Source organism: Emticicia sp., assembly GCF_043780375.1.
Lineage (GTDB): Bacteria > Bacteroidota > Bacteroidia > Cytophagales > Spirosomataceae > Emticicia.
In genome coordinates this window covers 67,149-91,899 of record NZ_JAYWCU010000144.1, presented here as the reverse complement: position 1 = coordinate 91,899, position 24,751 = coordinate 67,149, and the positions used below count along the sequence as shown (strand labels likewise).

The window sequence follows — 24,751 nt, the reverse complement described above, 5'->3', positions numbered from 1 at the left end:
CTTTCGCCTGTGCCTACATACATTGTTTGTGAATTACCTGGGCTTCGGTCATAAGCAATATCACCAATAGCGATATTGTCCCAAAAATCATCCACTTTTGTCCAAGTGGTATTGGCATTTGTGATGTCAGTATTGTACCACAAACCACCTGCCACACCACCTGCCCAAACTTTCTTATTATCATTTGGGTCAAACATCAAGGCACGGGTACGTCCGCCAATATTGTTAGGACCTCTTTCTGTCCACGCAATATTTGGAATTGGTGCCATTAGTTTTATCATTTGGGTCATAATACTCCTCGATTTTTCGAGTTCATTTCTTGGCACAAGACCTGTTTTTGGGTCTTTAGTCATTTGATATTCAAATTCCGCTCTGGCACCTGGATTTTCTTTTTCTTCTTGAGATAGAGCAAAGAAAGGAATGGCGGCTAAAAATAGATAGAAGATAAATGTATTTTTCATATTTAATCAATACGGATAAGGTGAAATATTTACAATATTATACTATTTAAGCTTTAAAAACATTCGATTTAAAAAGAATTTTAAAAAGAACAACGAATTTTTATTGAGCGGTAAAGGTCGCTCGTGTAATTATTAATTTCGTAAATAATTTGTTAGAAATATTAGATTTTGTGTAGAAATACCTACTAAGAAAGACTATTTTTTAACTTTCTGCGAGAATATAAAAATTTAGAATTATCCATCAATTCTACTTCTTGAATGCCAACTTGACTAATGATTTTATCAGGATTTATCAAAACGCCTTTGTTGATACGTTGAAAATCTTGAAAAACACTGTGCCAATAGTTAAGACTATAACTCACGATTATGGTTTTGCCACATTCAAATTTTATTTCATTATAAGGTTCTTGTCCCAAATGTTTGATGTAAACAATGTTATGGCGTTCGTTAAGCTTTATTACCCTTGTGTTTCGTGTTTTTGACTTTATATTCATTATAATTTGAATGCCTTTAGCTATTTATCCCAAAGATACACTAAATATTATCATATCATACCCACCAACTATTATTATGATATTATGTATTAAATCTTGAATGTCCGAATATCCATTTTATATATAAAGCTATCAGTACGAGTTTATTGGTCAGTTGTGGCACATCATTAATTTGTGGCATTATGACATAAATACTCATTAGGTTGATAATTGGAGAGGTATATTCAATACTTTATCTTAGTTTTTTCTTTTGGTCATTAATGTTGCTTGCGATAATCAGTTTCACTGGAAGCCGTTTTAAGCATCCATCCCAAAAAATATATTTAGAATAAGCTCATCTAAATGCCTTTTTTAGAATCGAAATGAACAAGAGATACTTAATATCATAGAATACCTTCTCTTTTCAAATGTATTTCAGCATAAAATGAGTAAAATATAGCTAATTTGTCAAGAAAAATTAAGAACTTTGATTATTCTTTGGCAAGAATGTTGCGGTCTTTTTGCTGCAATATTCAAGCAACTTTAGCGTTAAAGTCCTACTATTTAACTCATATAAATGAAGTTTTCAAAAATCATATTTATTGCATTAATCGCTTTACCGATATGTTCATTTGCTCAGAAAAACAAGAAAACTGACGATGAAGGCATATCGGAAAAAGAATTAAAAGCAGAAGCCTATTTTGTAGAGGGAATGAAATATTACATTGCCGAAACTTTCGACAAAGCCATTCCACTTTTCAAGAAAGCCGCCGAAGAAAATCCTACCAGTTCGGGCGTAAACTTTATGTTGGCAAAATCCTTTTTAGCCACCAACGACCTTGCCAATGCAAGCATTTACAGCGAAAAAGCCTTAAAAATTGATGATGACAATAAGTTTTATCGAAAATTTTTAGGTGAAATCTATACCAAACAAAAGCGTTATAAGGAAGCAACAACGATGTATGAAAAACTTGCTGATAAATTTCCGAACGATGTCGATAATTATCTTGACTTATCGAATGTTTATATTTTGCAAGAAAAGTTTTCGGATGCTGTTGAAATTTACAATAAAATTGAGCGAACAATAGGTGTCAGCGAAGAAATTACTCGTCAAAAACAATTGATTTATTTGAAACAAAATAAATTAGAAAAAGCCATCGAAGAAGGCGATAAACTCATTGCCTCAGAGCCAACCGAACCAGAATATGTAGTGCAACAAGCTCAAATTCTGATTTCAAACGAACGTTATGCTCAAGCCATTAAAATGCTACAAAATGCTGTCAAAAAGAACCCCGATTTTGCTGAAGGTCATGTTTTATTGGCAGAAATTTATCGCAAACAAAATGAGTTAGAAAAATGTAACGAAGAGTTGCAAGTGGCTTTTGCTAATAAAAACCTTCCTGTTGAAATAAAATTCAAGATTTTGGGCAGCTATATGCTCATGATGAAAGAAGATAACAGCAACAAAACCTTAGAAAATCTTTTGAATCTCACGCAGGAATTAGTCAAACAGTCGCCAAAAGAAGCAAAAGGCTATGTAGTTTTGGGCGATTTATTGATGAAAAAAGGTGAAATGGCTATCGCCCGTGATAGTTATGTAAAATCAACGCTTTATGACAAATCTGTTTTTGAAGTTTGGCTCGCTATTGTCGAGTTAGACTCAAAACTAAATCATATTGATAGTTTAGCCAAACATTCAGAAGAAGCAATTGAGTATTTTCCAAATCAATCTTTTTTCTGGTATCACAATGGTTTTGCCAATTTTGCCAAGAAAAACTACGAAAAAGCTATTTCTTCGTTGGAAGAAGCACGAAATTTGGCAGTTGATAATCCTGAATTAGGTAAGCACGTTAATGCACTTCTGGGCGATACTTACAATGAATTGAAACAATATGCCAAGTCAGACGATGCCTACGAAGCCGTACTAAAAACTGACCCTGACTACGAGCACGTGCTAAACAATTATAGTTATTATCTTTCGCTTCGCAAAGATAAACTAAGTAGAGCCGTGCAATTATCAAGCCGATTGGCTGAAAAATTTAGCGAAAATGCCACTTATTTAGATACGCATGCTTGGGTACTTTACACGATGAAGGAATATCAAAAATCTCGTGAGTTTTTGGAGAAAGCCATCAAACAAAACAGCGGGGTTAGCGGTACAATAATTGAGCATTATGGAGATGTATTGTTTCAACTTGGCGAAAAAGACAAAGCCCTTGAACAATGGAAAAAAGCCCGTCAAATGGGTGAAAACAGCAAAAGTATTGATAAAAAAATCCAGTCTGGACAGTTGATTGAGTAAATTTGACCGTACTCAATAAAATCTTCAAACCGCCTCTCCAATTGGGAGTGCTTTTAATTTTCCATAAAAAATGATAACTCGATATTCTTTTCTAATAATTATTACTTTTATTCTACTATCAGCAACTTCTTGCAAGCGTCAGCGAATACACAAAAAGGAAGTTAATCAAGTAGATTCAACAAAAATTGAGGCTACAAAGGTTGAAATAATACAAAATTTACCGCAAGTTGAAATACGGATTACGCCAAAAATTGATGTTCAACCCGCTGAAATAGACTTCAAATATCTGAATATTAAATCGAAAGTCAATTTTACGACGGCAGGAGAAAGTCAGTCGTTTCCAGTTAATATTCATATCAAAAAAGACAGTATCATTTGGCTTTCCATCGTAGTAGGACTAGAAGGAGCAAGGGGCATTATTACACAAGATTCTATCATTTTCTTAGACAGATTGCATCGTACATACTATAAATTCGATTTTGCAAGCTTGAGCAAACAGTTTAATTATCCTCTTAATTATGACCTTGTTCAGTCTATTTTGATTGGAAATATGCTTATAAAAAAACGTGAAATGGATGAAGTATCAAAACAAGAAGGTGGGTTTATGATTAAACAACAAGAAAAGAACTTGCAAGTTGAAAACTTCATTGCCGAGCCATCATTTAAACTCCAAAAACTTAATGCAAGCGATTCAACTGGTAATAGTAAAATGCAAATAGACTATACTAATTTCTTAAATATCAACGATTTATTGATTCCACATGAAATAAAAGCTCAGATTGATGCCCAGCAAAATGGAAAAATATTACAAACTTTAATAAATTTGCAGCACAATAAAATTGAGATTTTAGACCAAAGCCCAGGTTTTGTATTTAGTATTCCGAAGTCTTATTTACCTAAGTAGTTGGCTTTTATCGGTAAATGGTTGTTCCGCAACGATTGCTGACCATCAAATGCAAAGAGCTTAAACTTGTTATAATGTCCCTAAAAAAACTTACATATTTACTCATAGGTATCTTATTTCTTGGCATTTTTGTAGGCCTTGATAGCTCCGCTCAACGCAAGAAAAAATCGCGTAAGCAACTCGAAAGCGAAAAAAGAAGAAACTTAGAAAAAATTGTTGAGACGAAGCGGGCTTTAGAAAATACACAAGAAAAAAAGGAAGTAACTGTTGGAAAAATAAAAGCAATAAAGCAGCAAATTTCTTCACAAGAAGAACAAATTGGCTTGATGGAACAAGACATGGACTTAATTGATATGGAGATGCAAGACATTATTTATGCCAAAGCCAGTCTTGAACAAAAATTAGATACGCTCCAAAAAGAATATGCCGCTATGCTTTATGGGGCTTCTAAAACCAGTGGAAAAATCAATAAATTGAGTTTTTTATTTTCTTCCTCGTCGTTCAATGATTTAATTATGCGGTATAAATATCTACAACAATATACCGATAATCGTAAATCGCAGGTGGCACAAATGATTAAAGTTGTTGCATTATTACGTGAGCGACAAGGAAATTTGGAAGGTAAAAAATCAGATAAAAAGCGAATTATTTCAGCTAAAGTAACAGAAGCACAAAATTTGGAACAACTTAAAACCCGTCAAACAGAAATGATTGGCGAGTTGTCAAAAAAAGAAAAAGATTTACGAAGAGAAATTGAAGCCACAAATAGGTCGGTCAATCGCTTAGAAACCTTAATTGAAAATGTTGTTGCTCGTGAAATTTCCCGAAAAAATAAAGAACGTGAATTGCGACAAGACCGAGACTCAAAATTAGTAAAAAACAAACTCAAAAAACCATCTTCCAAAGTAAATTCGAGAACAATTGCATCAGCACTTGACGATGAGGAAACAGCTCTTGGAAAATCGTTTGGTGCGTCAAAATCTCGTTTGCCTTGGCCCGTACAAAAAGGTTTTATTTCGGATAGATTTGGCATAAAAGAGCATCCTGTTTTGAATGGCGTTTTAATAAATAATAATGGAATTGACATTCAAACCTCTGCAAAAGCAACCGTTCGGTCAGTTTATGAAGGTGTTGTAAAAGACGTAACTGAAATTCCTGGACTTGGCAATGTTGTTTTGATTCAGCACGGCGAATATTTTACTGTTTATGCTAATCTCCAACAGATTTTTCCCGTGGTTGGACAGAAAATCGCAGGAAAAGAAACCATCGGTACCGCTGGAGAATCAGGCGGAGCAACCGAAATAAACTTCCAAATCTGGCACAATAGCGAGCATTTAAACCCCGAAGGGTGGCTCATACCTAAGTAGGCAATTAGCATTAGCTTAAAATTATCATTCCTTTTCATTCACAAAAAAATATTTTCAGGCCAGCAAAAAGCTATCTGCTAATATTAATCGCTATTAATAATGTCTATTCACAGTGAAACAAAGCGTATCACCACGCATACGCTTCAGGAAATGAAGCGTAAAGGTGAAAAAATTGCCTGTTTAACTTCCTATGATTACTCAATGGCAAAAATCGTTGATGCAGCAGGCGTTGAGTTAATTTTGGTGGGTGATTCTGCCTCCAATGTTATGGCGGGCTACGAAACTACGCTCCCAATTACGCTCGACAATATGATTTATCATGCCCAAGCAGTTGTGAAAGGTGTAACAAGAGCTTTAGTAGTAGTCGATTTGCCTTTTGGGTCTTATCAAGGAAATTCGGAAGAAGCTCTTCGTTCTGCAATCAGAATTATGAAAGAATCGGGAGGACACGCTGTGAAATTGGAAGGTGGAATTGAAGTAAAAGAATCAATTGTCCGAATTTTAAGTGCAGGAATTCCCGTCATGGGCCATTTGGGACTTACGCCACAATCAATATACAAATTTGGAACTTATGCCGTACGAGCAAAAGAAGACGAAGAAGCCGAACAATTAATAGAAAATGCCAAAATGCTTGACGAAGTTGGTTGTTTTGGAATGGTTTTAGAAAAAATTCCTGCGGGATTAGCAAAAAAAGTAACTGAAGCAATTAATATTCCTACTATTGGTATTGGTGCTGGAAATGGCTGTGATGGACAAATTTTGGTTGTGCATGATATGTTAGGAATCAATAAAGACTTTTCGCCACGTTTTCTTCGTCGCTATGCCGATTTACATTCAATCATGACCGAAGCCGTAATTAATTTTACCAAAGATGTAAAATCTTCTAATTTTCCGAGCGAAAAAGAGTCTTATTGAGCATAGTTAATGATTAAAAATATTAAAAAAAATAGTGCTACTCTAAGGTATTCTTGCTTCATTTTTTATTAAAAGAAAGGAAGAGTCGATATAAATATTAAACTTGTCCAAATTCTATACTTTTGTTGATTCATAACTTAAAATGCACCTTTTTAACTTACTCTTTGTTCAAAAAAGTGTCATTTTTTACCAGCAAAAACGTAAACAACCTCTAAAATCAAATATTGACTAATATTTTTTTCTATAGAACATTTAGTATGAAGAAACTTCTACAAATAAAACTTCTGCCAACGAATATATTCTTCTACCACATCAGACACCATGTAGCGAATAGATTTTCCTTCTTTGATAGAATTTCGGATAAAAGTAGCTGAAATGTCAAGCAAGGGAGCTTCAATAAATTTTACTTTTGGATGAATTTTGAAGTTATGTTCAGCAGTATTGGGACGTGGATAAACATATAACTCGTAGTATTCTAAAATCTTATCGTAGTTTTTCCAATTTTCAAACTGCACCAAATTGTCTTCACCCATTATTAGCTTAAACTCGTGGGTTGGGTGACGTTCTACCAATTTTGTGAGCGTATCAATTGTATAACTTGGCTTGGGCATCGAAAACTCAATGTTAGATACTTTCAAACGATAGTTGTCTGAGATTGCTTTTTCTACCATCGTGAAGCGGTCGAATTCGTGTAGTAAACTTTTGTTCTTTTTGAAAGGGTTTTGGGGTGAAACCACAAACCAAACTTGCTCCAAATCCGTGCAGTATGCCATTCGGTTAGCAATTATCAAATGCCCGACGTGAATAGGATTGAATGAACCAAAAAATAAGCCGATTTTCATATAAATAGTCCACAGTCAATAGTCAGTAACTTTAACCATTGATTATAAGTTTTTAGTAAATTATCAATTATTTTATCTACTTCCTTTATTAAAAATATTCCAAAAATACTGAATATGTACGATTTGATGTAGCCAAATTAAGAATAAAAGAATAATTTTGTCAAAATTTAAAAAAAGTACAAAAATTCTTATGAAAATTACCATCACGGGCGACTTAGGAAGTGGAAAAAGCACAATCGCAAAAATTTTATCGGAAGAACTCAACCTTAAATATCTTTCGACAGGTGCGATTCAGCGAGATATGGCTCGTCGGTATGGAATGACGACACTCGAACTCAATAATTTAGCTGATACTAATAAAGATATTGACAAAGAAATTGATGATAATCTCAGGGCATTAAATACCTTAGACAAAAACTTTGTTGTTGATTCCCGCCTTGGCTGGTTCTTTATTCCATCATCAATAAAATTATATTTTCTGATTGATATTGAAGTAGCGGCTAAACGAATTATGAATGATTCGACCAGAATTAATGAAACCACTTATACGACACTTCAAGAAACGATGGACTCTATTATTTTACGAAAAAGTAGCGAAAATAATAGGTTTTTGAAGGAATATAAAGCTGATTGTTCTGATTATAAAAATTTTGATTTGACACTTAACACAACCGAACTAAAAACGATTACGATTGCACGATTTATCATCAAAATAATTAATCAAAAAGATTTTCAGAAAGGTGTAATTTGGTGCAATCCTAAGATTTTGTTTCCTACTCAAAACATTAACGAAACTTTTAATGATGATTTTATTGATTTAAAAGACCAAATTAATCTTACTTCGCCCTCGTCTGACTACCCAATTAGTGTTTTTGAAAGACGAGGTAAATGGGCAATTCTTGACGGACATAAACGAGCAAGCATAGCCATTCAAAATGGTGTTTCGTTAGTTCCTGTAAGGCTTATTGCTAAAAATGAGGAGCTTTTGCCCAATAATATTTCAGCAAATAAATATTTTGATGATTCCATCAAAGCATCATGGCTTCATGATTGGGAACAGGCCAATAAATTCAAGTTTTACAGCTATCCTGAGGTCTTGTAGAATATTTGTATTTGTTCTAATCAAAAAAAGCCATCAGACCCTAAAGTTTGATGGCTTTTTTTTGTGCTATTTATAAAATTATAGACTGCAAATCGTGTCTATCAATGATTCAAAATTAACAACTAAATAAAATGTGATAGAGTTTTATTTCAATAGTTATAAAACCTAAAAGTAAGAATGCCAAACCAATTTTTGCTCGAATATCAACGATTATTGACTGTGGACAGCATTTTTTCTCTACTTTCCCCTGCATAGCTTCTTTCACACTTTTCTCCAACTTGTAAGTTTCAATACAAGGCATACATTCGTCCATATTCTGTTTGAAGTGTTCTACTTCTTCAGCAGATGCCGAGCCGTCAAGTACGGCTTGTATCATTTTCATACATTTCTGCTGATTTTCGCACTTATGCTTCATTGATATAATGGTTTGGGAAACAACTTTTAGTTTTATTGTTAAAATATTTCTTTTCAACTTTCCGAAAAAAAGTTTAAATTGTTTTTTACAAATACCTGATATGCAAGTATTTGTATTCGTCAAATAGAACAATAATGTTTTATTAATTGTTCCTTATGATGCTTAATTATTCATCTTCGGTTTCTAATTCTTTGGTTTTATAACCCATTGAAGAAGCATAAGATTTTAGTTTTTCTTTCAACAAATTTCTGGCTCGGTGTAATCTCGAACGTACAGTGCCAATCGGAATATCTAAAATCTTGGCCATTTCTTCATACGTAAACCCTTCGATGTCGCACAAGATTATGACCGTTCTGAAATCAACGGGCAAGCTATTTAATGCATTGGCAACTTCATCGCCAATCATGTCTTGCACAGTTTCGGTTCGCAGGTCAGTTGTAGCGTCCATTTCGGCATCTTCTGTCGAATTATAGGTCGTTTCAACGTCTTGGTAATCTACCTTTGATGGTTCTTTACTCTTTTTACGATAGTCGTTAATGAAACTGTTTTTCAGAATTCTAAACAACCATGCTTTTGCATTAGTTCCTCTTTCAAACGAATTGATAAATCGGAACGCTTTTAGATAAGTGTCTTGTACCAAATCATTGGCATCGTCTTCATCATTAGTTAAGCGAAAGGCAAAGTTATACATCGAGTCTATGTGCGGCATAAACTCTTTATCAAAAACTGCGTATTTTTCTTTTTCGGAGTACCGTGCTACTACCTCTACAATTTCTTCTTCTTCCATAGACTTTTAATTATAGTCGAGCAAAATTACGATTTTTAACAAAAGAACAAGAATAAATATTTCTCAAAAATGATATTTGTTTAAAACAAGTGATTTTGATGATAAAAGGAGGGATTTAGATAACGGTTCAAAGTACATGGTCGATAGTACTGCTTCACCGTAGGTAGTCGACTATTGACCGTTTACTACACTATTTCCTATTATCACCACCGTCCATCATACTCAAATAACTAAAATAACGACTTTGGGCAATTTTTTCTTCCATGACCGCCTCTTTAATAGCACAATTTGGTTCGTCGAGATGCAGGCAATTATTAAAACGGCATTGATTAATTAATTTTAACATTTCTGGAAAATAATGACTAATTTCTTCTTTTTCCATATCTGCTAATCCTAATTCTTTGATACCTGGAGAATCAATGATAAAAGTTTCAGCATCAATCTCAAACATTTCGGCAAAGGTAGTAGTATGAACCCCCTTATTAGCAAATGTTGAAACTTTTGAAGTTCTTAAATCTAAATCAGGAGCAATGGCATTAACTAAAGTAGATTTGCCAACGCCCGAATGTCCTGCAATTAATGATACTTTTCCTCTCAAAATGTCATAAAATTCAGCCACCCCATTTCCATCAATTGCAGAGGTGAATACACAAGGATAATTAAGGCTTTCGTACAATTGTGTAAGCTCTTGTTGGTAATCGATTTGCTCTTGATTTAATAGGTCTAATTTGTTGAAAATCAATACAGTAGGAATTCTAAAAGACTCTGCTGCGACTAAAAATCGGTCAATAAAACCAAGTGAGGTTCTTGGAAAAGTTAAAGTAGCAATAAGCACTGCTTGGTCGATATTTGTTGCCAATAAATGTCCGTGAGCAGTCTTATGAACTGACTTACGAATGATGTAGTTTTCACGTGGTAAGATTTCGCTAATCATACCCGTATTGCGATTTTCGTCTTCTATTGCATAGACCACTTTATCGCCAACCGCAATAGGATTAGTTACTTTAAAACCTTTTATTTTAAATTTTCCTTTTAGCCGACATTGCAAAATATCTCCCTCTTTGGAACGAACATCGTACCAAGAACCTGTCGAACGCATGACTAATCCAATAGTTTGGCTCAAAATTTGATAATGTTTATATAAGAAACTTCCTTAAAACTTAAAATAGACTTAAATGTCAAGATAATACTTATAAATATACTACATAAAAAAATTTCTTTAATAATTATGTTTGTTTAGGCAAAAGTAATGCTTTGAGGTAAATATTTCTATTTTTATTTAATATCTATAAAGTTGATTGACCAAAAATAATATAATTACCGTAAAATAAATTTTTAAGCAATTTTTAAGTGTTTGTTGAAACAATCGATTATTATTTTTCGTTATTTAGTTGTTCAAAAATACCAAAGAAACATTTTAAACATCATACGACAATGAAAAAGGGAGTATTAGTCGGATTAGCCGCCGTGGCTGTAGGAGTTGTAGTTTATTCTTTAAGCAAAAAAGAAAAACAATCATTGCCTTACAGACCTTCAATGAAATAATTCACATAGATGAATTGTAACCACTATCAATTTGCCGAAATTCTGAGTTTTTAGCACCGCAATTTTCTAAAAATAGACGATTGGGTGCTTTTTTTCATTGTTAAAAATATTTGTTATATTCGTTTCTAAGTTTATCTTTTTCAATAGGCATCACACCTACGTACTCGCATACTAACCCTCCTCCTAAATTAGACATTTCTGCAATAACTTTAGGAGATAATTTCAGAGCTAAGCACATTGCCGCAATACTCACAACGGTATCGCCCGCCCCCGAAACATCGGTAATGCTACGCAAATGTGCAGCAATATGATGTGTTTCATCTTGAAAGTCAATAAAAACACCATTTTCTGATAGTGTTAAAAAAACACCATTTACCCCCAAAATGTTTTTTGCGGATGCTACTGCAGATTTTACTTCTTCTAAATTCTTGGCATCGAAATCAATTTTTAACCCTTCTTTCAACTCTTTCAAATTTGGCTTAAAAATATCTGTTCCTTGATAATTCAAAAAATTTCGTTTTTTAGGGTCAACGATTGTCGGAATGCCTTTTGATTTTGCAAAAGCAACAATTTGCTTAATACTTTCGGCAGTCAAAACTCCTTTGTCGTAATCTTCAAAAATAATAACATCGCACGACTCCGCCAAGGCTTCGGCTTTTTCTATCAAAAGAGCTTGTTCGTCAGCATTAATCAGCGAATCCATTTCAGAGTCTATTCGGACAATATGTTGTGAACCAGCCAAAATTCGTTGCTTTACAGTTGTTATTCGAGCCTTACTTTGTATGATTCCATCAATTGGTAAATCATTATCTATCAACAAGTTAAGTAAGTCTTTTGCGTCAGAATCTGCTCCCACGACTGTGCATAAAATGGGGGTTGCTCCAAGCGATTTTATGTTCATAGCCACGTTTCCAGCTCCTCCTAAGCGAATTTCTTTCCGCTTCACGTTTACAACTGGAATGGGGGCTTCGGGTGAAATACGCTCAACTCTCCCAAATACATAAGAATCAATCATCACGTCACCCACTATAAGGACACGTAAATTATCAAAGGCATCAAAAATTTTATTCACTGGCATTATAATCTATTTCGGAATTTTGATTTTAAATTTTGAGTTTAGCTTTTGCTTTGCAAAACTAAGGATTTTATAACGATTTTTTAAGAATTTCATACATTTTGGCTTGGAGATTGCGTTATTTGTATGACGATTTGACTGACCAACTGGACTTTCACCTCACCCGAGCCTTTCCTTCGAGGAGAGGGAGTTAAAAACTAAAAACACATCATGCGTAAGACTATCCTATTATTAGCTTATTTTATTTCTACTTTTTCATTCGCACAAACACTCGAACAATTGGGTTCGGCAATTAATACTGAATTTCACGAGGCAAGCCCTGTTATCTCACCCGATGGTAAAACTTTATATTTTTGTCGTGTAAGCCATCCTTCTAATAGTTATGGAGCAAAACGAAGTCAAGATGTGTGGTATTCGGAGTTGAGAGAAAATACTTGGACAATTGCCAGACGAATGCCCAATACAATTAATAAAGACCAATACAATGACCTTTTTAGTATTACACCCGACGGAAATACGATTTTGATTTCGGGCGTTTATAGTGCAGGACGTAGAGAAAACGAGGCAGGAATTTCGATGTGCAAAAAGACAAAAACTGGTTGGTCGGAGCCTCAAAAAGTGTTGATTCCCAAATTTGATGATCTTTGTAAGGGACAATTCTTGACTGCATGCTTGTCGAATGATGGAAAAACTTTGATTTTGGCTTTTAGCGAAAAGAAAAATGGTAAAGAAGATGACCTCTATGTATGTTTTTTAGGGAAAGATGGAAAATGGACAAAACCCGAAAGTTTAGGCACTGATATTAACACTGGCGATACTGAAACAACACCTTTTTTAGCATCTGATAATTATACAATGTATTTTTCTACTAACCGAAAAAGTGGTTTGGGAGGTACAGATATTTGGGTTTCTAAACGTATGGATAGAAGTTGGAGGAAATGGTCGAAACCAATCAATATGGGTGAAAAAGTAAATAGCGATGCCAACGAATATTTTTATACAATTGCCGCTTCGGGCGAGTATGCTTACATGACTACCAAGAAAAACTCTGTAGGAAAAGGCGACTTAGTGCGTTTTAAGCTAAAAGAAGATAAAAAAATTGAACCAACAATTGGCGGTACACAAACTTCTAATAGCAGAATTGAAGAACAAAAAAGTTTGAGCGAAGGAAAGAGTCCGATAGATATTAATAAAACTGCACCCACGCCTGTCGTGATGATTAGTGGTAGAGTTTTAGATGAAAAAACAGGGCGACCAATTGAAGCAAAAATTATTTATCAAACACTCCCAGATGGCGAAGAGGCTGGCGTGGCAGATACCAACCCAACGACTGGTGAATATAAAATTACTTTACCATACGGTTCTAAATATTCGTACCGAGCAGTGGCGAAAGATTTTATTGCGATTGGTAAGAATATTGACTTGACAGAAATAAAAGAATACAAAGAAATTGATGGGGATGATTTGAAACTTGTGCCAATAAAAGCGGGTGAAAAGGTTCTTCTGAATAATATTTTCTTTGAATATGCCAAAGCTACGCTTCGCTCAGAATCTTTCCCTGAGTTAGATAGAATTGCTGAAACAATGAAAGAAAATATAAACTTGACCATCGAAATACAAGGACATACAGATAATGTTGGCTCAAACGAAAGCAACCTAAAACTTTCGCAAGACCGTGCCGAATCGGTGCGTACTTATCTACTTTCAAAGAAACTTTCTGCCAATCGAGTTACAAGTGTTGGTTTTGGTGAAACTCGCCCGGTGGCTTCTAATGACACCGAAGAAGGAAAAGCACAAAACCGCCGTGTGGAGTTTGTGATTGTGAAAAATTAGGAGGAGTTGTTTAACATAATCAATTAACTGATAATCCTTCTTATACTTAATTTATGACGAGTTACAGAATTACAAAATTTAATCCACAAAAGAGAAATGAAGATGGGTGCTACATGGATAGTTCTGAGTGGACTGCGATAAGTGATATCGGAAAACCAAAATACAATAATCCAACTTACGAAGAATATGAAAAAATAGAAACTGCCTATGTTAATACTGTAAAGATTATTCTGAATGAAATGAATGTTCATTTCTTAAAAGTCGATTCCATTGAATTGTATGACACAAAAAAAGATTTTAAAAAACATGAGAAGAATGGACGACTTAAAAATATTATTGTTGACTTTGATAAAGAAGTAAAAATACTCAAAAATGGTTTAAAATTGGACTTGATTCAGCTTGACAAAATTATAAGATTAATATTAAGAGAAACAGTTTGGATGCTCTTGGTAAATGAAAATATTGAGATTAGATTTGGATTTGACTATTACATGTACATAAAATGTATTCATATAAAACCATCAACAATAGCACATATTGAAAAAAGTGGACTATTTGTAGAAGCAAATATAAAATAAGTAATAGATGTAAATAAAATTGAAGTCGGATAGAAAAATGATTCCTCAAATCTATTTTGTCGTAAAACTAAAGCACCACCGTTCGGTTTCCATAAATAAAAACACGGTCGTTAAAGACTAACTTTAGGGCATGCGTTAGTACCGATTTCTCTACTTCTTTTCCTTCACGAGCCATGTCGCTGGCAGTATAGCGGTGGTCAATATCTTTTACATTTTGAGCAATTATTGGCCCTTCGTCCAAATTATTATTGACAAAATGTGCCGTAGCTCCAATAATTTTTACACCACGTTCGTAGGCTTGTCGGTAAGGATGAGCTCCGATGAAAGCAGGTAAAAATGAATGATGAATATTGACAGTTTTGTTAGGATAATGTGAAACAAATTCGGGTGAAAGAATACGCATATATTTTGCCAAAACTAAATATTCGGGTTGGTAAATCTTCAAAGTTCGGAGAATGGCTTCTTCGTGTTCTTCCCGGGTTTTGTGTTCGTGCGTGATATAATGAAATGGAATTCCGAACTTACTAACAAAAGGTTGAAGTGTATTATAATTGCTCACGACTGCCAAAATATTGGCATCCAGTTCATCGAAATTATAGCGAATAAGCAAATCTGACAAGCAATGATGTTCTTTTGTTGCCAAAATCACCACATCTTTTTTCTTTTTGGGATTGATGCGTAAGTTTATTTCTGGTGTGGCAATTGCTACTCGCAAGTCTTTCAAAACTTTTTGCGGGTCGAGTTTATCAGGCGACTCAAATTCAGTTCGCATGAAAAACTGTCCGTTAGGTTCGCCACCATCAGGACTAACGTATTCGTCTTGCGAAATAATATTGCATTCATTTTTATAAAGTACGCTTGTTACATGAAAAATCAGACCTTTTGCATCGGGCCCGTCCATGAGAAGAATGTGTTTTGTCATTATTCAAAGTTTTCTAAAGCGAGTATATTACTTTTTCGCCTTTAACATTACCCATTCTCCGATTTTCTTACCTGTTATCAAGCCTTCATCACATGCCGAACGGAAGTGAATTCCACCGTAGCAACGACTGATAGATGCTTGGTTGGCAGCTTCATAGAATGATTTGAATTGCCCTACACCATGACCAAATTTAGCTTCGGTAGAGTCGGTAAAGGCTACGTTTTCACCAAAAAGTTGGGTTAAAACTTCGGCAGATGCACCCGAAATGGTGCTATGTCCGCTGGTATATTCAGGAAAAGGAGGCGTTTGCAAAAATGGAATCCATTTGGTATCTACGCTTGCATTGATAATTGTTTCGGGACGGATTTTATGGTAACGATATTTTACCTCCCAACAATTAATAAAAGCATCTCGCAAGGCAATCGAAACTAATAAATATGCTTGTGCCGATTTCATTAAATCAGCTTTTTTATCTTTACAAACAGTTTTTACGATAGCAAGCCAGTGTCCACCTGGAGTCATTTTTTTATCAGCAAACATCACGTGTCCTTGTACATTCATAACAAAAGCATTATCATCCCAAAACCATGCGATTCGTTTTTCTTCTTCGGTCAAATTTTTGCCCATTTCAGATATTTCTGTTACCTCTTTCATAAATAGACTTGTTTTTGCCAAATCATAAGCAAATGGAGCAGGTGGCATGAATTGCGTAGAAGAATCTATCGCCATAGTGCGAATTGAACCCCAATTTGGCTCGATGGCATCGGCATACGAAGGAGGAGTTGGCTGCCAAGAGCCAAGTTTATTTTGTAAAGTATAGCGTAAACCACGAGTTTGTGGGTATTTGTCTTTTTTTGCATAAGCCAAAACCGCTTTTCCGACTGAATCTCCGTAAGCTACCGAACGCTCAATGACATCGCTTGGTACGCCCGCATCTTTGAATTTTTTATCCAAACCTTTTTCAAAGTCATCATATTTTTCAACCGAAAAAGTAAGTCCACGAGCAACAGTCATAAATGCTTTGATGCCCGATAATGGGTAACAATATTCTTTGCCTGTTTCTGGCTGCGAAATTTTATTGAAATCTTTTATTTTCCCAACCATCGAAGGATAGTCTTTATTGCCTGAAACCATTGCCTCATAACCTGCCAAAGTAGCATAAGAGTAGATTCGACTTGCTACAGGTGGTGAAAAAATATCATGAATAATTACGTCGGTTAGCTGATTGACGCAGCCATGATAAAAATCTGCATTATTGACTTCCTGACTATATTCGGCACTGGTTTTTTGCTTGCAACTATTTGATAATAAAAGTACTATGGCAAATAAGAAGATTCCTTTTAGTGGTTTCATTTTTTTATTAGTGATCGATTTTGCTACAAAATTAAATATTTTTTAGAGAATTTTATCTCGACTAACAAATTAATATGATTATAAAAAAGTACGGCTTCGCTTTGAGTGAGTATCGCCCAGCGAAGCCGTACTTAAAGATAAAAACTTTTTTATTCAATTAACGTTCAAACAAACTGCCCAAACCACCTAAAACCGAACCACTTTCTTTACCTGCATTTCCACCATAAGGCGTGAGGCGTTGGATAAGTTTTGAAATTGGCAACGATTGAATCCAAACTTTGCCTGTGCCACGCAAAGTTGCTAAAAAGATACCTTCGCCGCCAAAAACCATTGATTTTAGACTTCCTGAGCGTTCGATGTCGAATTGTAATTGTGGCTCGAAACCAACTACACAACCGGTGTCAATGCGAAGTGTTTCGTTGTTCAACTGACGCTCAATCACAACTCCACCTGAATGAATAAAAGCCATGCCGTCACCCTGAATTTTTTCTAAAATAAAGCCTTCGCCGCCAAAGAAACCAGCTCCAAGCTTTTGATTGAAATGAATCGAAATACTTGTACCCATGGCTGCACACAAAAAGGCATCTTTCTGTACAATGAGCGTATTTCCCATAATTTTTGCCAAATCCACTGCCTTTATTGTACCTGGGTATGGGGCTGCAAAAGCTACTTTTCGTTTAATATTCGAGCGATTGGTAAAATGAGTCATAAAAATAGACTCACCCATTAGCACTCGGCTACCTGCTTGCATGAGTTTGCCCATTAAACTTTGCTGAGGCTGTGAGCCATCACCCATTTTGGTTTCAAACTGAATGCCGTCTTCCATAAAAAGCATAGTACCAGCTTCGGCAATAACGGTTTCGTTAGGGTCAAGTTCTATTTCGACGATTTGAATATCTTCGCCAAAAATTTTGTAGTCAATTTCGTGAGAACGCATGGCATTAATGGGGGTTTAAAATTTTCATGACGAAGATAAGATTTTCCATATTAATCTCTCAAAGAAATCTACATAAATGGAGTTTTGGGTTTGTGGAATGGCAATTTGGTGGATATTTTTGATTGTGCTTACAACCATTTTCCAACAAAAAGCATCATTAATGTATTATCAGTTTTGAAAAAATATATAAATATGGACAAATTAATAATAGTTTTGATGTTTGCAATTATTTCATGCACAAAAGAAAACTCGGCTGTACCAAGCGTGACGTTAGGCAATAAAATTGAAGCAACTTATGATAATGAAGTAGCTTATCAGGAAGGTGTGAAGGTGAAAATTACAAAAATAGAAGACAGTCGTTGTCCAAAAAATGTTACTTGTGTTTGGATGGGAAGTGTGAAAGTTTATTTGAAAATTTCGGAGTCGAATGTATCAAAAGATGCTATTTTGGAGTTTTTGGCTGATAATGCTAAACCTTCTACTACCACAGTTGAGTTAGGAAATCAAAAATATTCTGTTGAGATTTCGGATGTATTACCTTATCCAGAGAATAGTGGCGAGATAAAATTGAAAGATTATAAGGTTACTTTGACGGTAAAAAAGCTGTAAAAAGCTGTGTAAACTATACCTAATTTACACAGCTTTTACTTTTACGGCAAACTGGAAGCGACCGATGCTCGGTTCGCACCACAATCGAAATTATGCTTTTGGTTCTTCGGCAACCGTTGCTTGTGGCGTGTTTTTACCAAATAATTCTTGTAGAAATGCCTCAATTCCTGGAAAACTGTCTTTCAATGCTGCTGCTCCTTCGGTTTTCAATTTCTCGAAATATTCTGGGGCTTTGTCAATTGCTTGTTCGGCATCGTCTTTCAATTGATTACCTTTAATTTTCAAATCATTCAAAGCCTTTTCGCCTTCTTCGGTTTGTAAGTATTTATGAAGTGCTACACCCGCTGCTGCTCCGAGTACGAATGTTGCCAAATGTTTTGCATTTATCATTGTATTGTAAATTTATTTTTTATTTAAGAACGAACTTCTGACGAAATTCATTAATAAAAGTATCATTAATTTTTGGTCATTATTATATAATTTTGCCAACAGGTAAAAAACATTGATAAATGGACGAAAATAAGATTGACTATTACGCACAGCTACTTTTTGATTATCACTTTCTGAAACAAGACCTTCAAAAAGCTGATTGTATTTTTGTTTTAGGAAGCCACGACCCAAGTGTGGCAGATTATGCAGCACAATTGTATCACGAAGACTTTGCTTCATACATTGTTTTTTCGGGAGGAGTTGTTCGACCTATTGGTGAATTAAGAAATACTACGCCAAAGTCTGAAGCAGAAGCGTTTTTTGATATTGCTATAGAAAAGGGTGTTCCTGCCGAGGCAATTATATTAGAAAATGAAGCAACAAACACGGGTGAAAACTTTATTTTTACTCGAAAACTTTTACAGGAAAAAAGCCTTGGTTTTAAAAGTTTTATTCTGGTGCAGAAACCTTACATGGTGCGTCGCACGTGGGCTACGGCAAAAGTGCAATTTACCGATTTTGATTTTACGGCAAGTGCTTTGCCCGATACTTACGAATCGTATATTGCTCGTTGTGCTGAAAATAATATCAGTAAAGCACGAGTGATTAGCAACATGACAGGAGATTTACAACGCCTAAAAATATATCCCGAAAAAGGTTTCTTAATAGCAATGGAAATTCCTGCTGAAGTATGGAATGCCTACGAAATGCTTGTAGAAATGGGTTTTGAAGGCAGAATGGCTAACTAATACTGCCCCGTAGAAAGCATCACAAGTGTGCAGGCTTGTATGGGTTCGATGTTGTTTTGGGTCAAAATTTCTTCAAACTCGGCATTTTCAGCACCTGGATTAAATATGACTCGACGAGGTTTTAGTGCAACGATATAATCGTAATATTCGGTTTGATGTTTTGGATTTAAATACAATGTTACGGTGTCAATATTTTCCAAGGCTGGTTTGCCTGTTTTTATTTCATTTTCACCAATTTTGCCTTCTTTTTTACCTAAAAGCTCAATTTTATGCTGATGTCTTAATAAGCTATTTGCTGCTAAAAACGCATATCGACTTGAGTCTGTGGATGCTCCTATTACTAATGTTTTCTTTGTCATTTTTTGGATTTAATTATTTGACTATCAATGAGTTATAAGCTGTCGAATATTATTTGCGGACTATCGTCTTTTCTACCCCAACAACGAATGCCAAAAATAAAAAGTTGCATAACCTTTCCAGCCAGACCATTTTTCGGACATTAAATTTAGTGTCACAATACTTGGTTTTCCTTCCAAACTATATTGGGTTTTCACGGCATTGTGTAAACCCACATCTTCTACAGGAAAAGCATCATAATTTTTCAAACTTTTCATCATCGAATAATTGGCCGTCCAGTTACCAACTCCTTTAATTTGTACTAATTTCTCTCGAATTTCCTCAAAAGGCAATTTTTCTAAATCTCTTTGAGATAAATTACCATCGGCAAAAGCCCTCGAAATATTCAAAATATATTGTGCTTTACTTCTACTAAACTGGTGCGGCTGAAAATCTTCAAGACTCAAATTTGCCAATTTTTCGGGCGTAGGCAAAGCAAAAAATGTTTCATCATTATAAACCAGACTTTTGCCAAAATTCTTCACCAAACGTTCTTTGAGCGAATAAGCAAAATTTAGATTGATTTGCTGTCCGATAATTGACCAAACGAGTGATTCGAACAAATCAGGCATTCCGACCATGCGTAGTCCGTGAAATCTTTGACATAAATTGGCTAAAATCTCGTCGTTTTGAGCAGTTTTGTAAAAATCAGTCAAATTTGCTTCTAAATCGAACCAATTCTGCACGTATTTTTTCACAAATTCAAATAAAGTCCTCTCCTGTGGAGAGGATTTAGGAGAGGTTATGGGCGTATGAATCGTTATTTGTAAAGAAGAATCAAGAAAATTGATAGAAAACAATACCAATTCACCGTCAATTTCTAATAGTTTGAAAATGGTTTCACCTTTAACAGTATGCAAACATTCTTTTTCGTTTCGAGTTAAAAACCGAAGTGTTTCTGTAAAACTAAAGGCTGTTGGTGTGGGTAAATGTATCATTTAAATTTGTCGATATAAAAATGCAAGTTTAAGAAAAGTATTCAATTTTAAAATCTGAATCTTGCGAAATTGAATAAAAAAAGAGGCTCTACGTGAATAAAGCCTCCAGTATTATAAATGGTAAAATTCAATCTTTCTTAAAAATTATCACTCCATTGATAAGCCTCAATGAGTTTGGTTTCACCTTCTTTTCCTTTGGCAAAATTTCCATGCTCCATTCCCATAATGAACTCTTGGTTTTTAACTTTTGATTTCTCGTAAATATGCTTGAAAAGAGCCTTGTAATTTATTTCGCCCGTTGTTGGTTCTTTACGTCCTGGCTCATCACCGATTTGGAAATAAGCAATTTCTTCCCAGCACCAGTCCATGTGTTGTGTCATGCGGCCTTCGTTGCGTTGCATGTGCCACATATCAAACAAAATTTTGCACGAAGGACTATTAACAGCCTTGCAAATCATGTAAGTTTGGTCGGAAAAACGTAAAAACAAGTCGGGATTGTCGCTCAAAGGTTCTAAAACCATTGTAAGATTATGTGGCTCAAAAATATCGGATGCACGACGTAAAGCATCAATTACATTACCAGTTTGAATCCCCAAAGGCAAATTTCTTTCAAAATAACCAGGTACAACTGTCATAAATTTAGCATTGCAACGCTTGGCAGTTTCGACCGAATCACGGCAGGTTTTCAAGAAATTTTCGAGAAATTCTTTTTTACCCGTTGCCAACGAAGTTTTCCAGTTATCGCCTCCATCTACTACAAAAACGCCCATTTTCATGCCTAATTTTGCCATTGTTTCACCAATTTTAGACTGAATTTCGGGCGTACGTTTCAACATTCCGTTGTCTTCCAAACCCATGAAGCCATTTTCCGCCATAAATTTGAGTTGGTCGAATAAGTCTTTTCCTGCTGAGTTTTCAAACATTCCAAAATGCGGAGCGTAAAGCATTTTGTATTTTGGTGCAACTGAGTTTTTGATTGATGACGTTTCAGTAGCAAACGCTGCCGTTGAGCCTAAAGTGGTAGCACTTGCCGCCAAGACACTTTTTGAAAGAAAATTTCTGCGATTCATTAGTTTTTATAGATTGAAGGTTGATTTTATAAAAAACAGAATAAATTATGCTTCAAATATAACGAAGCTATTTAAACATAATTTAAAGTTACCAAATGTACTATTGAAAAATGGATTTTCCACATTTGACAATCGAGAATGTAGTTTTGAAACAACAAAAGTTTAAACATCTTATACGAAGTTCTAAATCTAAGAATATTTAAAATAGCACATCATTTTATAAAAATTGTTTATATATTCATAGCTTTATACTAAATTTATTTCTTAATTATAAGTGTTTGACCACAACTTTTTATTAGTTTAGCGAAGTAAAAAGCTGAGTTAAAAAATAGAAGCATCATTTCTAAATTAAAGCTCAATTATTCAATCCTAAAAATAGAATTTAAAACATGAAAGAGAAATCAAACGAATCTCGGAGAGAATTTATCAAAAAAGGAGCAATTGCCTCCTCTTTTTTCATTGTTCCGAGAAATGTGCTTGGTGGATTGGGGTTTATTGCCCCGAGTGACCAGCTTAACATTGCAGCCATCGGTGCAGGAGGAAAAGGTAGAAGCGATATTAGAAATGCCTCAGTAAATGGTAGAGAGCGAATAGTAGCACTTTGTGATGTTGATTTTTCGGGTTCTGCAAAAGAGACGGTTGGGTTATTTCCCAATGCCAAACGTTATGCCGACTACCGAGAAATGTTGGACAAAGAAAAAGATATTGACGCTGTTACGATTTCTACACCCGACCACGTGCATGGTCCAGCCGCTGCTTATGCAATGGAACGAGGCAAACACGTGTACGTTCAGAAGCCAATGACTCACAACATTCGTGAAGCTCGTTTGCTAACTGAGATGGCAAGAAAACATAAAATTGTGAGTCAAATGGGTAATCAAGGAGGCTCAAATCCACTTTTAATTACGGTTCAAAGCTGGATAGATTCTGGAAAATTAGGAAAAATTGGCAAAGTACAAATTTGGACAAACCGCCCTGTTTGGCCACAAGGCAACGCAATGCCAAAGCCTGATGATAGCTTAAAACCAAAAGATTTAGACTGGAATTTATGGCTCGGGCCAAACGAATCTAAGCCTTATATACCAAACATGCACCCCTTCAATTGGCGTGGCTGGTGGGATTATGGCACAGGAGCGTTGGGCGATGTGGGTTGTCATTTAATAGACATTCCATTCCGAACTTTGGGTTTAAAATACCCTACTGATGCAGAGTGCAGCGTAGCATCGGTGTATACAAAATTGTGGACGGCTGATTATAACCCAGAAGGTTGCCCCGCATCTTCGTTTATTACACTTCATTTTGGAGCAACTGCCAAAAGTAAATCACCGGTAGAAATGTCGTGGAGCGATGGCGGCATTAGACCTTCTCACCCTGACATAATTCCTGCAAATGAAGATATTGGCGGTACAAATAGCAGCAATGGCGTATTAATCATTGGTGAAAAAGGTATTATTTCTACCAACATAAATGATAGCTCGCCAATGATGCCAAAGCTATATCTGAATGACGGAACTAAAGAATTAGGTCCAGATTTGCCTAAAGATATTGAGCCTGAATACGGGCATCAACGTAAGTGGGTAGATGCTTGTAAAGCGGGCTTTAAAAGCAAAGAGCATTTAGCCTTAACTTCATCTTTTGATTACGCTGGTCCAATGACCGAAACTGTATTGATGGGCAATTTGGCAATTAGAAGTTACATGTTACGTAGAGAAAACAGTAAAGGTCAGATGGAGTTCTTTGCCCGTAAAAAATTACTTTGGGATGGCGAAAATATGAGAATAACTAATGTAGAAGAAGCTAACCAATTTGTAGGTAGAAGCAGCTACCGAGATGGTTGGAAGGTATAAATATTAAAAAAAAGCGTTTGGGTTAGTCCAAACGCTTTATGTTTTCTTATATAGACTTCCTGCGAAAGTGTTTTTCGACTTAAAATACTTTCGCAGGAAGTCTAATATAAAAAGTCCAAATTTTCTGTTTTTACATCTTCTGGTTCGAGTTCTAAGAATTCTTCCCAAAATGGATTTTCGGGTAAAGCTGCTTTGCAAATAATCGGTTCTTTTTTTACAGGATGCACAAAATACAAGCGACGAGCGTGCAAATTGATATTTCCTTCGAGGTTTGGTCTTGGATAACCATATTTAACATCGCCTCTAATCGGACAACCCATTTTGGCTAATTGCACACGAATTTGGTGAGGACGACCCGTAATCGGATTCACTTCGAGCAAATGATAATGGTTAATTTCTCCCAAATAACGATAACTTAACTCTGCTTTTAGCGAGCCTTCAACTTCCTCATCATAAGCCATTACGGTATTTCTATTTTCATTTTTTATCAACCAGTTTGTCAATTTTCCTGTTTTTTTCTCAGGTTTATTGCCTACTACTGCCCAATAAGTTTTTTGAATTTCTCTTTTGCGGAAAAGCTCATTCATGCGTTCGAGGGCTTTTGATGTTCGTGCAAAAATCACTAAACCACTTACAGGGCGGTCGAGGCGGTGAACAGTTCCCAAAAATACATCCCCAGGTTTATTATATTTATGTTTGATGTAATCTTTTACATAGTCCGATAATGTTTTATCGCCAGTGCTATCGCCTTGCACCAAAATACCTTGAGCTTTGTTGACAATGATGATGTGATTGTCTTCGTAAATTACTTGAAATGGTTTCTTTGCCATAATGTTATTAATTCTTGTGTTGGCTGTCGGCAATCGGCTGTCAGCCATCGGCTTTAAAAAAATATACTTCAC

Annotated in this window: 24 protein-coding genes and 1 pseudogene; 10 read left to right on the top strand and 15 right to left on the bottom strand. The window is 35.3% G+C overall.

Features of this window, described 5'->3' with window-relative positions:
• Positions 1-461 (bottom strand): annotated as a pseudogene (locus ACH2CJ_RS11650) (hypothetical protein); the annotation flags it as partial.
• Positions 462-646: 185 nt separating this feature from the next.
• A complete protein-coding gene (locus ACH2CJ_RS11645) occupies positions 647-955 on the bottom strand; it encodes a hypothetical protein (protein ID WP_394992978.1) in 309 nt (102 codons plus the stop codon).
• 556 nt (positions 956-1,511) lie between these two features.
• Between ACH2CJ_RS11645 and ACH2CJ_RS11640 the strand changes: the two genes are divergently transcribed.
• From ACH2CJ_RS11640 to panB, 4 genes are all read left to right on the top strand, one after another.
• Complete coding sequence (locus ACH2CJ_RS11640; RefSeq protein WP_394992977.1) at positions 1,512-3,236, top strand: tetratricopeptide repeat protein; 1,725 nt, start codon at positions 1,512-1,514, stop codon at positions 3,234-3,236.
• A 70-nt stretch (positions 3,237-3,306) separates the two neighbouring features.
• Complete coding sequence (locus ACH2CJ_RS11635) at positions 3,307-4,140, top strand: DUF4292 domain-containing protein (protein ID WP_394992976.1); 834 nt, start codon at positions 3,307-3,309, stop codon at positions 4,138-4,140.
• A gap of 74 nt (positions 4,141-4,214) precedes the next feature.
• Positions 4,215-5,507, top strand: a complete 1,293-nt coding sequence (locus tag ACH2CJ_RS11630; RefSeq protein ID WP_394992975.1) for a murein hydrolase activator EnvC family protein — start codon at positions 4,215-4,217, stop codon at positions 5,505-5,507.
• Positions 5,508-5,606: 99 nt separating this feature from the next.
• Entirely contained in the window at positions 5,607-6,422 is an 816-nt protein-coding gene (gene panB, locus ACH2CJ_RS11625; RefSeq protein ID WP_394992974.1) for a 3-methyl-2-oxobutanoate hydroxymethyltransferase, read from the top strand.
• 269 nt (positions 6,423-6,691) lie between these two features.
• Here the strand turns inward: panB and nadD are convergent, their stop codons facing one another.
• Complete coding sequence (gene nadD, locus ACH2CJ_RS11620) at positions 6,692-7,264, bottom strand: nicotinate (nicotinamide) nucleotide adenylyltransferase (protein WP_394992973.1); 573 nt, start codon at positions 7,262-7,264, stop codon at positions 6,692-6,694.
• A 190-nt stretch (positions 7,265-7,454) separates the two neighbouring features.
• Between nadD and cmk the strand changes: the two genes are divergently transcribed.
• Positions 7,455-8,366 (top strand): (d)CMP kinase, encoded by a 912-nt coding sequence (gene cmk / locus ACH2CJ_RS11615; protein WP_394992972.1) that lies wholly within the window; start codon positions 7,455-7,457, stop codon positions 8,364-8,366.
• Between the two features lie 115 nt (positions 8,367-8,481).
• On the opposite strand, the gene ACH2CJ_RS11610 is transcribed toward cmk, so the two are convergent.
• The 4 genes from ACH2CJ_RS11610 to ACH2CJ_RS11595 form a co-directional block, all read right to left on the bottom strand.
• Positions 8,482-8,781 carry a hypothetical protein gene (locus tag ACH2CJ_RS11610; RefSeq protein ID WP_394992971.1) on the bottom strand — a complete coding sequence of 100 codons (300 nt, stop codon included), beginning with the start codon at positions 8,779-8,781 and terminating at the stop codon, positions 8,482-8,484.
• Positions 8,782-8,947: 166 nt separating this feature from the next.
• Entirely contained in the window at positions 8,948-9,568 is a 621-nt protein-coding gene (locus ACH2CJ_RS11605; RefSeq protein ID WP_394992970.1) for a sigma-70 family RNA polymerase sigma factor, read from the bottom strand.
• Between the two features lie 190 nt (positions 9,569-9,758).
• Positions 9,759-10,667 (bottom strand): ribosome small subunit-dependent GTPase A, encoded by a 909-nt coding sequence (rsgA, locus tag ACH2CJ_RS11600; RefSeq protein WP_394992979.1) that lies wholly within the window; start codon positions 10,665-10,667, stop codon positions 9,759-9,761.
• Between the two features lie 546 nt (positions 10,668-11,213).
• Positions 11,214-12,191 carry a bifunctional heptose 7-phosphate kinase/heptose 1-phosphate adenyltransferase gene (locus tag ACH2CJ_RS11595; protein ID WP_394992969.1) on the bottom strand — a complete coding sequence of 326 codons (978 nt, stop codon included), beginning with the start codon at positions 12,189-12,191 and terminating at the stop codon, positions 11,214-11,216.
• A 207-nt stretch (positions 12,192-12,398) separates the two neighbouring features.
• Between ACH2CJ_RS11595 and ACH2CJ_RS11590 the strand changes: the two genes are divergently transcribed.
• Together ACH2CJ_RS11590 and ACH2CJ_RS11585 are read left to right on the top strand one after the other, a co-directional pair.
• A complete protein-coding gene (locus ACH2CJ_RS11590) occupies positions 12,399-14,021 on the top strand; it encodes an OmpA family protein (protein WP_394992968.1) in 1,623 nt (540 codons plus the stop codon).
• Positions 14,022-14,074: 53 nt separating this feature from the next.
• Positions 14,075-14,599, top strand: coding sequence for a hypothetical protein (locus tag ACH2CJ_RS11585; RefSeq protein ID WP_394992967.1), 525 nt, complete (start codon positions 14,075-14,077; stop codon positions 14,597-14,599).
• 67 nt (positions 14,600-14,666) lie between these two features.
• On the opposite strand, the gene purU is transcribed toward ACH2CJ_RS11585, so the two are convergent.
• From purU to ACH2CJ_RS11570, 3 genes are all read right to left on the bottom strand, one after another.
• Entirely contained in the window at positions 14,667-15,521 is an 855-nt protein-coding gene (purU, locus tag ACH2CJ_RS11580) for a formyltetrahydrofolate deformylase (RefSeq protein WP_394992966.1), read from the bottom strand.
• A 27-nt stretch (positions 15,522-15,548) separates the two neighbouring features.
• Positions 15,549-16,874 carry a vanadium-dependent haloperoxidase gene (locus ACH2CJ_RS11575; protein ID WP_394992965.1) on the bottom strand — a complete coding sequence of 442 codons (1,326 nt, stop codon included), beginning with the start codon at positions 16,872-16,874 and terminating at the stop codon, positions 15,549-15,551.
• Positions 16,875-17,031: 157 nt separating this feature from the next.
• Entirely contained in the window at positions 17,032-17,811 is a 780-nt protein-coding gene (locus tag ACH2CJ_RS11570) for a TIGR00266 family protein (protein ID WP_394992964.1), read from the bottom strand.
• A gap of 192 nt (positions 17,812-18,003) precedes the next feature.
• Between ACH2CJ_RS11570 and ACH2CJ_RS11565 the strand changes: the two genes are divergently transcribed.
• Entirely contained in the window at positions 18,004-18,420 is a 417-nt protein-coding gene (locus ACH2CJ_RS11565; protein WP_394992963.1) for a hypothetical protein, read from the top strand.
• A 90-nt stretch (positions 18,421-18,510) separates the two neighbouring features.
• Here the strand turns inward: ACH2CJ_RS11565 and ACH2CJ_RS11560 are convergent, their stop codons facing one another.
• Entirely contained in the window at positions 18,511-18,810 is a 300-nt protein-coding gene (locus ACH2CJ_RS11560; protein ID WP_394992962.1) for a YtxH domain-containing protein, read from the bottom strand.
• A gap of 119 nt (positions 18,811-18,929) precedes the next feature.
• Here ACH2CJ_RS11560 and ACH2CJ_RS11555 point away from each other — a divergent pair, with 119 nt between their 5' ends.
• Positions 18,930-19,598, top strand: a complete 669-nt coding sequence (locus ACH2CJ_RS11555) for a YdcF family protein (RefSeq protein WP_394992961.1) — start codon at positions 18,930-18,932, stop codon at positions 19,596-19,598.
• Here ACH2CJ_RS11555 and ACH2CJ_RS11550 read toward each other — a convergent pair.
• The 3 genes from ACH2CJ_RS11550 to ACH2CJ_RS11540 form a co-directional block, all read right to left on the bottom strand.
• A complete protein-coding gene (locus ACH2CJ_RS11550) occupies positions 19,595-19,957 on the bottom strand; it encodes a CoA-binding protein (RefSeq protein ID WP_394992960.1) in 363 nt (120 codons plus the stop codon). The two genes, ACH2CJ_RS11555 and ACH2CJ_RS11550, sit on opposite strands and share 4 nt — an antisense overlap.
• Before the next feature lie 72 nt (positions 19,958-20,029).
• Positions 20,030-20,932 carry a DNA-3-methyladenine glycosylase family protein gene (locus ACH2CJ_RS11545; RefSeq protein ID WP_394992959.1) on the bottom strand — a complete coding sequence of 301 codons (903 nt, stop codon included), beginning with the start codon at positions 20,930-20,932 and terminating at the stop codon, positions 20,030-20,032.
• 137 nt (positions 20,933-21,069) lie between these two features.
• A complete protein-coding gene (locus tag ACH2CJ_RS11540) occupies positions 21,070-22,002 on the bottom strand; it encodes a hydroxypyruvate isomerase family protein (RefSeq protein WP_394992958.1) in 933 nt (310 codons plus the stop codon).
• A 389-nt stretch (positions 22,003-22,391) separates the two neighbouring features.
• Between ACH2CJ_RS11540 and ACH2CJ_RS11535 the strand changes: the two genes are divergently transcribed.
• Positions 22,392-23,849, top strand: coding sequence for a Gfo/Idh/MocA family protein (locus tag ACH2CJ_RS11535; protein WP_394992957.1), 1,458 nt, complete (start codon positions 22,392-22,394; stop codon positions 23,847-23,849).
• A gap of 101 nt (positions 23,850-23,950) precedes the next feature.
• Here the strand turns inward: ACH2CJ_RS11535 and ACH2CJ_RS11530 are convergent, their stop codons facing one another.
• Positions 23,951-24,679, bottom strand: a complete 729-nt coding sequence (locus ACH2CJ_RS11530; RefSeq protein WP_394992956.1) for an RluA family pseudouridine synthase — start codon at positions 24,677-24,679, stop codon at positions 23,951-23,953.
• Positions 24,680-24,751 lie beyond the last annotated feature (72 nt).

What these genes read in the sequence shown, in the direction of transcription:
- ACH2CJ_RS11555 (WP_394992961.1), top strand. Translation starts at nt 18,930, where the DNA reads ATGGACGAAAATAAGATTGACTATTACGCACAGCTACTTTTTGATTAT.
- ACH2CJ_RS11530 (WP_394992956.1), bottom strand. Translation starts at nt 24,679, where the DNA reads ATGGCAAAGAAACCATTTCAAGTAATTTACGAAGACAATCACATCATC.
- ACH2CJ_RS11605 (WP_394992970.1), bottom strand. Translation starts at nt 9,568, where the DNA reads ATGGAAGAAGAAGAAATTGTAGAGGTAGTAGCACGGTACTCCGAAAAA.
- ACH2CJ_RS11645 (WP_394992978.1), bottom strand. Translation starts at nt 955, where the DNA reads ATGAATATAAAGTCAAAAACACGAAACACAAGGGTAATAAAGCTTAAC.
- ACH2CJ_RS11640 (WP_394992977.1), top strand. Translation starts at nt 1,512, where the DNA reads ATGAAGTTTTCAAAAATCATATTTATTGCATTAATCGCTTTACCGATA.
- ACH2CJ_RS11585 (WP_394992967.1), top strand. Translation starts at nt 14,075, where the DNA reads ATGACGAGTTACAGAATTACAAAATTTAATCCACAAAAGAGAAATGAA.
- ACH2CJ_RS11545 (WP_394992959.1), bottom strand. Translation starts at nt 20,932, where the DNA reads ATGATACATTTACCCACACCAACAGCCTTTAGTTTTACAGAAACACTT.
- rsgA (WP_394992979.1), bottom strand. Translation starts at nt 10,667, where the DNA reads ATGCGTTCGACAGGTTCTTGGTACGATGTTCGTTCCAAAGAGGGAGAT.
- nadD (WP_394992973.1), bottom strand. Translation starts at nt 7,264, where the DNA reads ATGAAAATCGGCTTATTTTTTGGTTCATTCAATCCTATTCACGTCGGG.
- ACH2CJ_RS11565 (WP_394992963.1), top strand. Translation starts at nt 18,004, where the DNA reads ATGGACAAATTAATAATAGTTTTGATGTTTGCAATTATTTCATGCACA.
- ACH2CJ_RS11575 (WP_394992965.1), bottom strand. Translation starts at nt 16,874, where the DNA reads ATGAAACCACTAAAAGGAATCTTCTTATTTGCCATAGTACTTTTATTA.
- ACH2CJ_RS11535 (WP_394992957.1), top strand. Translation starts at nt 22,392, where the DNA reads ATGAAAGAGAAATCAAACGAATCTCGGAGAGAATTTATCAAAAAAGGA.
- ACH2CJ_RS11595 (WP_394992969.1), bottom strand. Translation starts at nt 12,191, where the DNA reads ATGCCAGTGAATAAAATTTTTGATGCCTTTGATAATTTACGTGTCCTT.
- ACH2CJ_RS11540 (WP_394992958.1), bottom strand. Translation starts at nt 22,002, where the DNA reads ATGAATCGCAGAAATTTTCTTTCAAAAAGTGTCTTGGCGGCAAGTGCT.
- ACH2CJ_RS11570 (WP_394992964.1), bottom strand. Translation starts at nt 17,811, where the DNA reads ATGCGTTCTCACGAAATTGACTACAAAATTTTTGGCGAAGATATTCAA.
- ACH2CJ_RS11610 (WP_394992971.1), bottom strand. Translation starts at nt 8,781, where the DNA reads ATGAAGCATAAGTGCGAAAATCAGCAGAAATGTATGAAAATGATACAA.
- cmk (WP_394992972.1), top strand. Translation starts at nt 7,455, where the DNA reads ATGAAAATTACCATCACGGGCGACTTAGGAAGTGGAAAAAGCACAATC.
- ACH2CJ_RS11630 (WP_394992975.1), top strand. Translation starts at nt 4,215, where the DNA reads ATGTCCCTAAAAAAACTTACATATTTACTCATAGGTATCTTATTTCTT.
- ACH2CJ_RS11590 (WP_394992968.1), top strand. Translation starts at nt 12,399, where the DNA reads ATGCGTAAGACTATCCTATTATTAGCTTATTTTATTTCTACTTTTTCA.
- purU (WP_394992966.1), bottom strand. Translation starts at nt 15,521, where the DNA reads ATGACAAAACACATTCTTCTCATGGACGGGCCCGATGCAAAAGGTCTG.
- ACH2CJ_RS11560 (WP_394992962.1), bottom strand. Translation starts at nt 18,810, where the DNA reads ATGATAAATGCAAAACATTTGGCAACATTCGTACTCGGAGCAGCAGCG.
- ACH2CJ_RS11635 (WP_394992976.1), top strand. Translation starts at nt 3,307, where the DNA reads ATGATAACTCGATATTCTTTTCTAATAATTATTACTTTTATTCTACTA.
- ACH2CJ_RS11550 (WP_394992960.1), bottom strand. Translation starts at nt 19,957, where the DNA reads ATGACAAAGAAAACATTAGTAATAGGAGCATCCACAGACTCAAGTCGA.
- panB (WP_394992974.1), top strand. Translation starts at nt 5,607, where the DNA reads ATGTCTATTCACAGTGAAACAAAGCGTATCACCACGCATACGCTTCAG.